14 protein-coding genes are annotated in these 13,824 nt (G+C 54.7%); 3 read left to right on the forward strand and 11 right to left on the reverse strand.

Features of this window, described 5'->3' with window-relative positions:
* Positions 1-5: 5 nt before the first annotated feature.
* Both rplM and zapE read right to left on the reverse strand, forming a co-directional pair.
* Positions 6-434 carry a 50S ribosomal protein L13 gene (gene rplM / locus ACLD11_RS01105; protein WP_000847559.1) on the reverse strand — a complete coding sequence of 143 codons (429 nt, stop codon included), beginning with the start codon at positions 432-434 and terminating at the stop codon, positions 6-8.
* A 301-nt stretch (positions 435-735) separates the two neighbouring features.
* On the reverse strand, positions 736-1,860 hold the full coding sequence (zapE, locus tag ACLD11_RS01110) for a cell division protein ZapE (RefSeq protein WP_411014422.1): 1,125 nt from the start codon (positions 1,858-1,860) through the stop codon (positions 736-738).
* Positions 1,861-2,052: 192 nt separating this feature from the next.
* Here zapE and zapG point away from each other — a divergent pair, with 192 nt between their 5' ends.
* From zapG to degS, 3 genes are all read left to right on the forward strand, one after another.
* Positions 2,053-2,451 carry a Z-ring associated protein ZapG gene (gene zapG / locus ACLD11_RS01115; protein ID WP_001519074.1) on the forward strand — a complete coding sequence of 133 codons (399 nt, stop codon included), beginning with the start codon at positions 2,053-2,055 and terminating at the stop codon, positions 2,449-2,451.
* A 156-nt stretch (positions 2,452-2,607) separates the two neighbouring features.
* Positions 2,608-3,975, forward strand: coding sequence for a serine endoprotease DegQ (degQ, locus tag ACLD11_RS01120; protein ID WP_411011369.1), 1,368 nt, complete (start codon positions 2,608-2,610; stop codon positions 3,973-3,975).
* Positions 3,976-4,067: 92 nt separating this feature from the next.
* Positions 4,068-5,138, forward strand: a complete 1,071-nt coding sequence (gene degS, locus ACLD11_RS01125; RefSeq protein ID WP_080108110.1) for an outer membrane-stress sensor serine endopeptidase DegS — start codon at positions 4,068-4,070, stop codon at positions 5,136-5,138.
* 33 nt (positions 5,139-5,171) lie between these two features.
* Here the strand turns inward: degS and ACLD11_RS01130 are convergent, their stop codons facing one another.
* From ACLD11_RS01130 to ACLD11_RS01170, 9 genes are all read right to left on the reverse strand, one after another.
* A complete protein-coding gene (locus ACLD11_RS01130) occupies positions 5,172-5,903 on the reverse strand; it encodes a triphosphoribosyl-dephospho-CoA synthase (RefSeq protein WP_168999284.1) in 732 nt (243 codons plus the stop codon).
* Between the two features lie 19 nt (positions 5,904-5,922).
* Positions 5,923-7,224 carry an oxalacetate decarboxylase subunit beta gene (locus tag ACLD11_RS01135; protein WP_129950490.1) on the reverse strand — a complete coding sequence of 434 codons (1,302 nt, stop codon included), beginning with the start codon at positions 7,222-7,224 and terminating at the stop codon, positions 5,923-5,925.
* Positions 7,225-7,236: 12 nt separating this feature from the next.
* Positions 7,237-9,006 carry a sodium-extruding oxaloacetate decarboxylase subunit alpha gene (gene oadA / locus ACLD11_RS01140; protein ID WP_411014423.1) on the reverse strand — a complete coding sequence of 590 codons (1,770 nt, stop codon included), beginning with the start codon at positions 9,004-9,006 and terminating at the stop codon, positions 7,237-7,239.
* A gap of 16 nt (positions 9,007-9,022) precedes the next feature.
* Positions 9,023-9,265, reverse strand: a complete 243-nt coding sequence (locus ACLD11_RS01145; RefSeq protein ID WP_000180122.1) for an oxaloacetate decarboxylase subunit gamma — start codon at positions 9,263-9,265, stop codon at positions 9,023-9,025.
* Between the two features lie 156 nt (positions 9,266-9,421).
* The gene (gene ttdB, locus ACLD11_RS01150; protein WP_000162405.1) at positions 9,422-10,039 is read right to left on the reverse strand and encodes a L(+)-tartrate dehydratase subunit beta; all 618 of its coding nucleotides are present in this window, start codon (positions 10,037-10,039) and stop codon (positions 9,422-9,424) included.
* The gene (ttdA, locus tag ACLD11_RS01155) at positions 10,039-10,938 is read right to left on the reverse strand and encodes a L(+)-tartrate dehydratase subunit alpha (protein ID WP_000045349.1); all 900 of its coding nucleotides are present in this window, start codon (positions 10,936-10,938) and stop codon (positions 10,039-10,041) included. The genes ttdB and ttdA overlap by 1 nt, the downstream gene beginning before the upstream one ends.
* Positions 10,939-10,970: 32 nt before the next feature.
* Positions 10,971-12,239: an SLC13 family permease gene (locus ACLD11_RS01160; protein WP_000433390.1), complete on the reverse strand. Its 1,269-nt coding sequence runs from the start codon at positions 12,237-12,239 to the stop codon at positions 10,971-10,973.
* A gap of 210 nt (positions 12,240-12,449) precedes the next feature.
* Positions 12,450-13,115 (reverse strand): GntR family transcriptional regulator, encoded by a 666-nt coding sequence (locus ACLD11_RS01165; RefSeq protein ID WP_001171581.1) that lies wholly within the window; start codon positions 13,113-13,115, stop codon positions 12,450-12,452.
* Complete coding sequence (locus tag ACLD11_RS01170; protein WP_411014424.1) at positions 13,102-13,731, reverse strand: GntR family transcriptional regulator; 630 nt, start codon at positions 13,729-13,731, stop codon at positions 13,102-13,104. Before ACLD11_RS01170 ends, ACLD11_RS01165 begins: the two co-directional genes overlap by 14 nt.
* Positions 13,732-13,824 lie beyond the last annotated feature (93 nt).

Here is a 13,824-nt window from a genome sequence, read left to right on the forward strand (position 1 = left end):
CCCGATTAGATGTCAAGAACTTGCGGTTGCTGTGCCGCGTGGTTGTGCTCGTTGCCCGCGTAAACTTTCAGTTTACGGAACATAGCACGACCCAGCGGGCCTTTTGGCAGCATGCCTTTAACCGCGATTTCAATCACACGCTCAGGACGGCGGGCAATCATCTCTTCAAAGGTCGCTTGTTTGATACCACCGATGTGGCCGGTGTGGTGATAGTACACTTTGTCAGTACGCTTGTTGCCGGTTACAGCAACTTTGTCAGCGTTCAGAACGATGATGTAATCACCGGTATCTACGTGCGGAGTGTATTCCGCTTTGTGCTTACCGCGCAGGCGACGAGCCAGTTCAGTAGCCAGACGGCCCAGAGTTTTACCGGTCGCGTCAACAACATACCAGTCGCGTTTTACGGTTTCTGGTTTAGCTGTAAAAGTTTTCATTAAAAGCTTACCCAAATAAATAAGTTACACGTTGGTGAACACCCAAACGTTTTAAATAGTTGAGGTTCACACGACAAAGTCCGGTAAACCTACCCCCTCGGATATGTTTGGCCGGCACAGAGAAAGTTTGGGAAAAAACTCTCTTGTAACGTGGGGTCGCAGGATTATAGAGAAGTCCAGGTCAAAGATCGACCCCTTTTTGCGATTTGCCGCGGGTTTTGTTCAGGCCTGGTTCACCCTCGGTCGGGGAGGTTGCACAGATATAATACCGCACAATGCCGGGGCGCTGCGCTTGTCCGGCTTACGGCATATGCTCCCGCTTGAGGTACTCCGCACTCTGCATCTCTTGCAGGCGTGACAGACAGCGCTGAAATTCAAACTTGAGCCGCTCCCCCTGATAAATTTCATATAACGGCGCGGCGGCGCTGACCACCAGCTTAACGTGGCGCTCGTAAAACTCATCCACCAGTGCAATAAAGCGGCGCGCTTCGTTCTCCATCAGCGGCGTCATGACCGGCACGTCAAACAGCAGAACCGTGTGAAATAACCTTGAGAGCGCAATGTAATCATGCTGGCTGCGGGCCTCGACGCACAGCGTAGCGAAAGAGACCGCTAACGTTTGGTTTTCAACGCCCAGGGTGGATAAAGGGCGATGATTGATTTCCAGCGTCGGAGCGTGCTCGCGCGCGGCCCCCGCTAACGCCAGCCACAGTTTATCCATTTGCCGCCGGGTTTCATCATTAAGCGGCGTTAGCCATAAATGGGCCTGCGTCAGCGTCCGCAGTCGGTAATCGACGCCTGCGTCCACATTCATAATGTCGCAGTGCTGTTTAATGGCATCGATAGCCGGCAGGAAGCGGGCGCGTTGCAAACCGTTGCGGTAGAGTTCATCCGGCGGAATATTGGAGGTCGCGACCAGCGTAATGCCGCGTGCAAACAGCGCTTTCATTAAACCGCCCAGCAGCATGGCGTCGCTAATATCGGTGACGAAAAACTCATCGAAACACAGTACGTCCGTCTCGGTTTTAAACCGATCGGCAATAATGTCTAACGGATCGATCTGTCCCTGTAACGCGGTAAGCTCTTCATGCACGCGCAGCATAAACCGATGAAAATGCAGGCGTAGTTTTCGCTTGCCCGGCAGGCTGTGGTAGAAGAGATCCATGAGCCAGGTTTTGCCGCGCCCCACGCCCCCCCACATATACAGCCCGCGAACCGGTATTTGCGCGTCCGGTTCGTTTTTGCCTAATAATTTCCCCAGTCGCGCTATCAGACCGCCGGGTGGCGTAGCCGACGATTTTTTCGCGGTGAGCGCTTGATAAAGGGTTTCCAGACGGTCGACCGCCTCTTTCTGTACGTCGTCAGGCTGATGGGTGCCTTCGTTGAGTGCCTGGAGATAACGCGATGTAGGGGAAAGGCTTTGCATAATGTTATTGTTATTCCTTGAAAATCGATGTGCCGTCGTTCACGGCTGACGAAAAAAAGGCCGTTCTACACTACGCGATATGCTGTCGGGATTCCACTTCTACGAAATTAGCGGTTATAGTGGCATAATCAGGCGCGGGCATGGAGCCTGGAGCCAACACCCTACGGAAACATAAGACAACGGGAGATGTTCATGACCTGGGAATATGCGCTAATTGGATTAGTCGTCGGTATCATCATTGGTGCCGTGGCCATGCGTTTTGGTAATCGTAAGTTACGTCAACAGCAGGCATTGCAGTACGAACTGGAAAAAAACAAAGCTGAGCTGGAAGAGTACCGTGAAGAGCTGGTTAGCCACTTTGCCCGCAGCGCGGAACTGCTGGATACCATGGCGCATGATTACCGCCAGCTGTATCAGCATATGGCGAAAAGCTCCAGCAGCCTGCTGCCGGAAATGTCTGCGGAGTCGAATCCGTTCCGTAACCGTCTGGCGGAGTCTGAGGCGAGCAACGATCAGGCGCCAGTACAAATGCCACGTGATTATTCTGAAGGCGCGTCTGGCCTGTTACGTAGCGGCGCAAAGCGCGATTAATCGCACGCCGTTAAGAAATTTATCGGGCGCATCGCTTGCGCCCTCTCTCTATCTTTCCTGTCCCAGCTATTATCATTGTTACCAGGCTGAAAATTCAATAACATCAATCTGTTTTGAATTGTCTATCCGTTCATTCAAGGTACGAGAGCAGCATCCATGAAAAAACACACCCAGCTGTTAAGTGCATTAGCGTTAAGTGTCGGGTTAACTCTTTCGGCGCCGTTTCCAGCCCTTGCATCGATACCAGGCCAGGTGCCAGGCCAGGCGGCGCTGCCAAGCCTTGCCCCTATGCTGGAGAAAGTGCTGCCTGCTGTCGTCAGCGTAAAAGTCGAGGGAACCGCCGCCCAGAGCCAAAAAGTGCCGGAGGAGTTTAAAAAATTCTTTGGCGAGGATCTGCCAGACCAGCCGTCCCAGCCGTTTGAAGGACTCGGTTCGGGGGTGATTATCGATGCCGCAAAAGGCTATGTATTAACCAATAATCATGTGATTAATCAGGCACAGAAGATCAGCATTCAACTGAATGACGGACGCGAATTCGACGCGAAGCTGATCGGCGGCGACGACCAGAGCGATATCGCCCTGTTACAAATTCAGAATCCCAGCCAGTTAACGCAAATTGCCATCGCCGATTCCGACAAACTCCGCGTCGGCGATTTCGCCGTGGCGGTCGGTAATCCGTTTGGCCTTGGGCAAACCGCCACCTCCGGAATTATTTCAGCGCTGGGACGCAGCGGGCTTAATCTGGAAGGGCTTGAGAACTTTATTCAAACCGATGCCTCTATTAACCGCGGCAACTCCGGCGGCGCGCTGCTTAACCTGAACGGCGAGCTGATCGGGATTAATACCGCAATCCTCGCGCCAGGGGGCGGGAGCATCGGCATTGGCTTTGCTATTCCTTCCAATATGGCGCAGACGCTGGCGCAGCAGTTAATTCAGTTCGGCGAAATCAAACGCGGATTGCTGGGAATTAAAGGCACTGAAATGACCGCTGATATCGCTAAGGCATTCAAACTGAACGTTCAGCGTGGCGCTTTTGTCAGCGAGGTTTTACCCAATTCAGGTTCGGCGAAGGCCGGAGTGAAATCCGGAGACGTGATTATCAGTCTTAACGGTAAGCCGCTGAATAGCTTTGCCGAACTGCGTTCGCGTATCGCCACCACCGAACCGGGCACGAAAGTGAAGCTGGGCCTGCTGCGCGATGGTAAGCCGCTGGAGGTGGAAGTCACGCTGGATTCTAATACCTCCTCTTCCGCCAGCGCCGAAATGATCGCCCCGGCGTTGCAAGGCGCGACGTTGAGCGACGGCCAACTGAAAGGCGGGGCGAAAGGCGTTAAGATTGATAGCGTCGAAAAAAGCAGTCCTGCCGCGCAGGCCGGTTTGCAAAAAGATGATGTTATCATCGGCGTTAACCGCGATCGCATCAGTTCTATCGCCGAAATGCGCAAAGTGATGGCGGCAAAACCGTCCATCATTGCTCTTCAGGTAGTACGCGGCAACGAGAACATTTATCTATTGCTGCGCTAATCCTGTCTTAAACCGGGCATCAGCCTGCGATGTGATGTCCGGTTAACTCATGGTATGCTGCTGCCGTTCCCTTTTTTAACGACGCCTCCATCATGTTTGTGAAGCTATTACGTTCGGTCGCAATAGGTTTAATTGTCGGCGCTATTCTGTTGGCCGTCATGCCTTCTTTGCGCAAAATTAATCCTATCGCCGTCCCGCAATTCGACAGTACCGATGAGACGCCAGCCAGTTATAATTTTGCGGTTCGCCGCGCCGCGCCTGCCGTCGTCAATGTCTATAACCGCAGTATGAACAGTACCGCGCATAATCAACTGGAGATCCGCACGCTGGGTTCCGGCGTGATCATGGATCAACGCGGTTATATTATTACCAACAAGCACGTGATTAACGATGCCGATCAGATTATCGTCGCGCTACAGGATGGCCGCGTCTTTGAAGCGCTACTGGTTGGCTCCGATTCGCTTACCGATCTGGCGGTGCTGAAGATCAACGCCACTGGCGGGCTGCCTACCATCCCGATTAATACAAAGCGTACACCGCATATTGGCGACGTCGTACTGGCTATCGGCAACCCATATAATCTGGGACAGACCATCACCCAGGGGATCATCAGCGCAACGGGTCGTATCGGCCTGAACCCGACGGGGCGACAGAATTTTCTCCAGACCGACGCCTCGATTAACCACGGTAATTCCGGCGGCGCGCTGGTCAACTCGTTAGGCGAACTGATGGGGATCAACACCCTCTCTTTTGATAAGAGTAACGATGGCGAAACGCCGGAAGGCATCGGTTTTGCGATTCCCTTCCAGCTAGCCACGAAAATTATGGATAAGCTTATCCGCGACGGTCGCGTGATTCGCGGCTATATCGGTATTGGCGGACGAGAAATCGCGCCGCTGCACGCGCAGCAGGGTAGCGGCATGGACCCGATTCAGGGCATTGTCGTTAATGAAGTGACGCCAAACGGCCCCGCCGCGCTTGCCGGTATTCAGGTTAATGATTTGATTATTTCGGTCAATAATAAACCCGCCGTGTCCGCGCTGGAGACGATGGATCAGGTGGCGGAAATCCGCCCAGGCTCCGTCATTCCGGTCGTGGTGATGCGGGATGATAAGCAGCTCACGTTCCAGGTGACGGTGCAGGAATACCCGGCGTCGAACTAAAACGACGCGGCTTTTGCCCGCGTCGTTCGACGGCTAGTCAATAAAGACTGGCCCTGCCGGAAAATGTGCCAGGAAACTCGTGAAGATCAGCAGAGCGGGGAGACTTTTCTCCCCGACGGCTTCTTCACGCAGCGCCTTATCCAGTGCAAGCAGGCTATGCTCCCCCCCTTCCCCCAAAATGCCGCCCATCCAGAGCAGTCGTTGCGCCTGTTGACGCGCATACTGCGATGCGCTTTTCCAGGCGACCAGATGCAGCAACGTTTGTAACAGCAGGATCCGAGACGCGTGACCATCGCGTTGTAATCGCCTGAATACGGGTAATGCAATACTACGTACCGTCGAGAAACCGCTCGCCGCTTCCTCTTCAATCGGCGATAAACCAACAGCCGCCTGTTTGACGAAATCGCATAACTGATTGTGTGTTAATGGCCGCTCGCCTGCGCTCATATACCCTGCGGCAAAACAGAGTAACCCGATACCCTGAGCCCAATCGGTTGATGGCAGAATCCCCTGCGGAACATTCGGTGCCGACGTCTGTGCGGCACAAAGCCCCTCGTCGTAACACTGTGCAAAACGTTGCTCATATATTGCTGAGTTGACGCCGGACCACGGCAGCAAATGCAGCGCTGGCTCAAGCTCAGTTATCTGATTCACCGTCTCAACAACATAATGCAAGATGGTTTCTCTGGATGGCATGGATGTACCTTGCCGAAACGCAACCATTTCACTCATTACTGTGTCCTCATTTTGCGGGAGCAGAATCACTGCTCCCGATTAGATTGGATTACATCGCCAGCACGTATTTCAGCATCACGCCCGCGGCAATCGCCGAACCAATAACACCCGCCACGTTCGGCCCCATCGCGTGCATCAGCAGGAAGTTCTGTGCGTCTGATTCCAGGCCCACCTTGTTCGACACCCTGGCTGCCATTGGCACCGCCGACACCCCCGCCGAACCTATCAGCGGGTTGATTTTGTTCTTACTGCACAGGTTCAGCAGCTTCGCCATCAGCACCCCGGCCGCCGTCCCAATTCCGAACGCAATCACCCCCAGCAGCAGAATGCCCAGCGTCTGCGGCTGCAGGAACTTATCCGCCACCAGCTTCGCGCCCACCGACAGCCCGAGGAAGATGGTGACGATATTAATCAGCCCGTTCTGTACCGTGTCGCTCAGACGCTCCACCACCCCGCTCTCGCGCATCAGGTTGCCGAAGCAGAACATCCCCAGCAGCGGGGCCGCGTCCGGCAGCAGCAGCGCCACCAGCAGCAACAGCACCGCCGGGAAGAGGATTTTTTCCCGCTTACTCACCGTGCGCAGCTGCACCATGCGGATTTTCCGCTCCTTCTCCGTGGTCAGCGCCTTCATAATCGGCGGCTGGATTAACGGCACCAGCGCCATATACGAGTACGCCGCCACCGCGATGGCTCCCAGCAGCTCCGGCGCCAGCTTGCCCGACAGGTAAATGGCCGTCGGGCCGTCCGCGCCGCCGATAATGCCGATGGCCGCCGCCTGCGGCAGGGTAAAGCTGATAAGGCCGAAGTAGTTCAGCGTCAGCGCCCCCAGCACCGTGGCGAAGATACCGAACTGCGCCGCCGCGCCGAGCAGCAGGGTGCGCGGGTTGGCCAGCAGCGGGCCGAAGTCGGTCATCGCGCCGACGCCCATGAAGATGACCAGCGGCGCGACACCGGAGCCAATCGCCACTTTGTAGAACAACGCCAGCACCCCCGGCGTGTAGCCCATGTCCACCGCCAGGTTCTCCATCTGGCTCTGCACCGACGGCAGGGCCAGGGCTAACGCCTCCTTGATGGCGTGCACGTCCGGCGCGCAGTTGAGCTTCGCGGCAATCACCGCCAGTTGCCCGGCGTCGTGGTGCGCCAGCAGGCTTTCCAGCGCGGTCAGCGCCATGCCCGCTTCCGGGATGTTGGAGAGCAGGCCGCCGAAGCCAATCGGCAGCAACAGCAACGGCTCGAATTTCTTCGCAATCGCCAGCCACAGCAGCAGCAGGCTCACCAGCAGCATGATGGCCTGGCCTGCGCCAAGGTGCATCAGCCCCATGCCCTGAAGCAGGGCGTTCAGACTTTCCATTTCAGTTCTCCGTTACGCCAGCGTCATCAGGGTGTCGCCCACGGAGACCGCGTCCCCGGACTTCACCGCGATACCGCGTACCGTCCCGGCCTGCGCGGCGCGGATTTCGGTTTCCATCTTCATGGCTTCCAGAATCAGCAGCACGTCGCCTTCCGCCACCGTCTGGCCCTCGGTGGCAATCACCTTCCAGATGTTGCCCGCCAGCGGCGCGGTGACCGGGGTGCCGGCGCCTGCCGGGGCGGCAGCCTGAACCGGTGCGGAAGACGGGGTGGCAGCAGTGAGCTGGCTGATATCGCCGCCGTCGCTGACTTTGACCACAAAGGCTTTGCCCTCCACTTCGACGGTGTAGATACCGGAGGCGGCAGGCTTCTCTGCTTTTGCCACCGGCTGCGCGGCTTCCGCCTGCGGTACTGGCTCAAACGCCGCCGGGTTGTGGCGGTTCTCAAGGAACTTGAGGCCGATTTGCGGGAACAGCGCCACGGTGAGTACGTCGTCGATGGCGTTTTCCGCAAGGGTAATTCCCTTCTCCTGCGCCTGGCGCTTCACGTCGGCTTCCAGTTCAGCCAGTTCCGGTTTCAGCAGGTCCGCCGGGCGGCAGGTCACCGGAGCGCCCCCTTCCAGCACGCGGGCCTGTAACGCGGCGTTAACCGGCACCGGGGTGTGGCCGTATTCGCCTTTCAGAATGCCGGCGGTTTCTTTGGCGATGGTTTTGTAGCGCTCGCCGGTCAGGACGTTGAGCACCGCCTGGGTGCCGACAATCTGTGAAGTCGGAGTGACCAGCGGAATAAAGCCGAGGTCCTCGCGCACGCGGGGGATTTCCGCCAGCACCTGGTCGAGTTTGTCCGCCGCGTTCTGCTGCTTCATCTGGCCTTCCAGGTTGGTGAGCATTCCGCCCGGCACCTGAGCCACGAGGATGCGGCTGTCGTAGCCCTTCAACTGGCCTTCAAAGGCGTGATACTTTTTGCGCACCTCGCGGAAGTACGCGGCGATATTTTCCAGCTTCAGGATATCCAGCCCGGTGTCGTGCTCAGTACCTGCCAACGTCGCCACCAGCGCTTCGGTGGCCGGGTGGCCGTAGGTGGCGCTCATGGAGGAAATCGCCGTGTCCACGCCGTCGACGCCCGCCTCGATGGCCTTCAGCAGGGCCATCTCCGCCATCCCGGTGGTGGCGTGACAGTGCAGGTGCAGGCGCACCTCAAAACGTTTTTTGATTTCGCTGACCAGCTCAAAAGCGGCCATCGGGGTGAGGATGCCGGACATATCCTTGATGGCAATCGAGTCAACGCCGGTTTCCAGCAGTTGCTCCGTTAAATCCAGCCAGGTCTGCAGCGTATGCGCCGGGCTGGTGGTATAGCTCAGCGTGCCCTGGGCGTGCGCGCCGTGGCTGCGCACCGCCTGCAGGGCGGCTTTCATATTGCGCGGGTCGTTCATGGCGTCGAAGACGCGGAACACGTCCATGCCGTTTTTCACCGCGCGTTCGACGAAGCGTTCCACCACGTCATCGGCGTAGTGGCGGTAGCCGAGCAGGTTCTGGCCACGCAGCAGCATCTGCAGCGGTGTTTTGGGCATGGCTTTTTTGAGTTCGCGCAGGCGCAGCCACGGGTCTTCGCCGAGAAAGCGGATACAGGCGTCAAAGGTGGCGCCGCCCCAGCATTCGAGGGAACCGTAGCCCACGTCGTCGAGCTGAGCGGCAATCGGCAGCATATCGTCAAGGCGCAGGCGGGTGGCGAAAAGGGACTGGTGGGCGTCGCGCAGGACGACATCGGTAATGGCAATAGTCATGGATCCCTCCGTGAAATTAAACGTGGTGGCGGTGATGGTGAATGGCGGCGGCAATCACCGGCTTTAAGCGGGTGAAGTCGTCCACGACGGGAACGGCGCGCGGTGCGGGCGCGGCGACGGGTTCCGGGAAGAAGCGAGTAATCACGGCGGACATGCCGCGGATGGCGAAAATCAGCAGGAACAGAAACGCCAACACGAACCCCATGCCGAGGAACATCAGGGTGAAGCCTTCACCTAATAGCAGAGCTGCATTAGTCATAAAATAGCCTTCAGGCAGGAGGCACGATAATGGGGCTATTTATGACGATGAAATAATAAGGGTGGATTTCCCTGAGCCGCCCCCGGCCAGAGCCCTTGGTTATTATTATCGTCATAACGTATTACCACCATTATCGTGCAATTTACGTAATCAGGTTTATTTAATGAAACTTACGTTCTGGCATATTTCATCAGCGACGATCTCTTTACGCTGATTAAAAATAATTTTGTTCTGTTCAAACAGATTATTTCCATGGGTATCAATAGAAACAATCAGCGGGCCAAACTCTTTAACCCGGCAGACCCACAGCGTTTCCGGCATCCCCAGATCGCGCCATTGGGCATCTTCAATTTCTTCCACGCACACGGCGGCTACAACCGCACAACCGGCAGGGAATACGCAGTGCAGCGCTTTGTGTTCAGCACAGCCCTCTTCGGTACCTTTACCCATACCGCCTTTACCCACAATTAATTTCACGCCGGTCTGCGCAATAAATTCTTTTTCGAATTTTTCCATACGCATGCTGGTGGTTGGTCCCACGGAGACCATTTCAAACTTATCGTCTTCGCCTTTAATTGGGCGGACAATTGGGCCAGCGTGTAAAATAGCGCCGCCGCGAACATCTACCGGAAGTTCGCGACCACCTTCAATTAAACGGCGATGTGCTACGTCACGGCAGGTAACAATATGACCGTTGAGATAAATAATATCGCCAGCCTTAATATCCGCTAAATCTTCATCTTTAATTGGCGTAGTCAGGATTTTTTTAGTCATCAGAAATTCACTCCGCTGTGAGACGTAATGGTGTAATTCAAATCTTTATCGAAAACGATATGCCCTTTACGGTGCGACCAGCAGCCGACGTTTACCGCCACGCCGATGGTAGAAGGATGACGCGCGGTGTTTTCAATGTTCACGCCCATAACGGAGGTATTACCGGACATCCCCTGCGGCCCCAGGCCAATTTTGTTAATGCCGTCTTCCAGCATTTTTTCCAGCGAGGCTGCACGCTCATTCTCGTTATGCGAACCGATCGGACGCATCAGCGCTTTTTTCGATAGCAGTGCCGCCGTTTCAACAGAGGTCGCTACGCCCACGCCAACCAACAGCGGCGGACACGCGTTGAGGCCGTAGCTGGTCATCACATCCAGTACAAAGCGGGTCACACCTTCATAGCCTGCACCCGGCATCAGCACCATCGCTTTCCCCGGCAGAGAACAACCGCCGCCCGCCATATAGGTATAAATGCTGCACTGATCGGAATTGGGAACGATCTCCCAGAAGACCGTCGGCGTACCTTTACCAACGTTTTTACCGGTGTTGTATTCATCAAAAGTTTCTACGCTGTTGTGGCGCAGCGGAGAATCTACAGTTGCTTTGATCACCGCCTCACGCAACAACGCTTCCAGCTCGCCAATCAGCGGAAAGTTCGTCCCGCACTCCACCAGAAACTGAATGACACCGGTGTCCTGGCAGGAAGGTCGATCCAGCTCTTTCGCCAGACGCTGGTTCTCAATCATGGTAGTAAAGATGACGTCGGCCAGTTTACTGGTCTCTTTCTTATGCAAATCTTCCAGTTTTGCAGTGACATCATCAGGCAAAACTTTGCCGGTATATCCCACAAACTTGGCCATAACGTCGGTCATATGGGATATCTGTTCACTTTTGCTCATAAATGCTCCTTAGTCAGAACAGCTTCCGTTAATTACGGATGAAAAGGGAAAAGGATTGGCAGCAGGATCAAGCTGACAATGGTTGAAACGATAATCAGGGGGATACCGGCCTTAGCGTAGTCGACAAATTTATAGCCACCCGCGGAGAGCACCATCATGTTGGCAGGCATACCGATAGGGGTTGCGTAGGCGCAGGAACCGCCAATGACCGTCGCCATCAGAACCGCACGCGGGTCGGCCCCCATGCCTGCGGCAATGGACAAACTCACCGGCACCAATAGCGCTGTCGTTGCGGTATTGGACATAAAGTTGGTCATCACAACGGATAAGGCGAAAACGGCGATCAGCAACATGAACGGTGAGGAGTTTTGCCCCAGCATGCCGATTACATAGTCCGCAACCAGCTTGCCTGCCCCGGTCATTTCCAGCGCTTTTGCCAGCGCCAGGGTGCCGCCAAAGATAAAAATAGTCTGTGAATCAATGGCTTTATAGGCCTGTTTTTCCGTGAGTACGCCGCTTACGACCAGCACAAGAGCGCCAATACAACCGGTCACGGCCAGGCTGACACCGATCTTCTTCTCAAAGATCATGCCGAGGATCGTTGCGATCAACACCACGAGTGAGAGCCGTTGTTTCCACTGTGGAACATGGCTGTAGTCACGTTGCTCCCCGACGCTCCCCACCTCACCGCCGGTCGCATTATTCGGCAGAAAGCGATAGCCAATAGTCAGGAAGTAGAGAATGCCGCAGATGAGCATCGGGAGACCGATTTTTGCGTATTCAAAAAAGCCAAAGCCGCCGCCAATATTCTGTAGCGCAGACTGCGCGATAAGATTTCCCGGCGCGCCAATTAACGACAGGTTACCGCCAAGCGCTGCCGCAAAAACCAGCGGCATCAGTAGACGAGAACGCGAGAAGCCCGATTTTGCCGCCACGCCGATCACCACCGGAATCAAAACCGCAGCGGTACCGGTGTTAGAGAGGACGCCAGACATCAAACCCACCACCACCATAATGGTGAAGATCAGCTGTTTTTCTGTTTTCGCGAAGCGCGTGATGACGCCTCCCACTTTGTTCGCCATACCGGTCTCGAACAACGCACCGCCCACGATGAACATCGCGACAAAGAGGATGACGTTAGTGTCGATAAACCCAGCAAAGGCCTGTTTGATATTCAGAACGCCGGTGATAACTAAGGCCACGCAGACAATCATGGAAGTGACGGCCAGCGGCACTTTTTCCCATACAAACATGACGATAGCGAACACCAATAAACATAGGGTAAGGGTAATGGGTTCCATAGTTATAATTATCCAATCAATGATATATGATATTGTATCCAATGTTGACGGGAAGAAATTATTCCCATACAAAAACTAAGTCAAATCGTTTCTCAGGAAAGATGCAGGAGTGAGATCTACATCAAGATCGTAGTTGGATCGTTACTGGACGTGATTAATAGAATTGAAGAATTGGTTGAAGCGCCTGCGATGCTCACGCAGGCGAAAAGATCAGGCAGAAGGGTCACCAACATAGCGGGTCAGCATATTCTCCATCGAGCGAATAATGTGTTCGCGCATACGCTGGCGTGCCAATGTTTCGTCATGAAGTTCAAGAGCTTGCAGAATACTTTTATGTTCCTGAATGGAAATCACGGCATACTCTTCTTCGGTGACCTTATGGCCCATCGACAGGCCGTTCCACATATTACAGAGCAACATTTTCATTTTTTCGTTGCCAGCAACATTCCATATTTCCATATGAAATGCCTGATTCAGGTCGGAGTATTCCGCCGAGTTATTTTCCGCGAGAGCCTTTTCAGCGGCATAATGCACCTGGGCTATCCGCGAGATATCGGTGCCAGGACGAGAAGCTTTAGCCACCGCCTCACTTTCTAACAGCGCGCGAATTTCATAGTGTTCACGGATCGTTTGTTCATTGATGCCCAACACCACCGCCCCTTTATTAGGGCGCACTTTTATCAGCCCATCCGCCGCCAGAATCTGAAACGCCTCGCGCACTGGCATACTGGACACGCCGACCATTCCGGCAATGCCTTCTAACGTAATCTCCTGCCCTTCCACTAACTCCCTCGAAAGAATCGCTTTACGCAGCACCGCCGCGACCTGTTCTTTCGCTGAAAGAAGCTTAATCTTCCCTAACTTAGGCTTCTGCACTTTCCCAATCCTTCATATGTTGACGCATTATTTCTGCTAAAGAGAGGAAATAACGCTGCATAACTTGCCCAATCTCATCACGCCGCCCCTGGCGTATGACGTCAGCCAGTTCAGCGAAAAGCTGCGCCGACTCCTGATTATCTTTTTTCAGATGCAAAATAACATAAGAGACATAACCGTCCAGGAACTGCTGATACACCTTTTCCAGATAGCGGCTATTCACATAAGAAATCAGCATCGCATGACACTCCAGCTCGCAGGATTTGTCTTCTGCGACAGCCAGCGCTTGCGCACGTATCAGGAGGGCATCGCCTACTTCGCTGGGTATCAGCGAAAACATTTCGGCGGCCATCGCGGCAATCACGCGAAAAATATGACTCACGCGATCGGCCTCAAGATGCGCGACCTGCATGTGCCTGTTGGGCAGTCGGATTAAAAAACCTTCCTGTTCGAGTGACTGTAGCGCTTCTCGAACCGGCATTCGTGAAAGACCGAGCTGCTCCGCAATACTTTCCTGCGCGAGTTCTTCTCCCGCTTTTATATTGCCGGAAAGAATTTCATAGCGAAGCATTTGCGTAATGTGATCGCGGGTTTGCGTTCTTTGGATCTTTTTCACGACGTTCTCGTTAATAACCGATAAGACGTGAGGAGTTTAGCAGATTTAGTGCTTGATTTCGTGGCTTGTTTACAGTCAAAGAAGCCGGAGCAA

It is taken from the genome of Salmonella sp. 741265116_PST (assembly GCF_046567715.1).
GTDB lineage: Bacteria > Pseudomonadota > Gammaproteobacteria > Enterobacterales > Enterobacteriaceae > Salmonella > Salmonella enterica.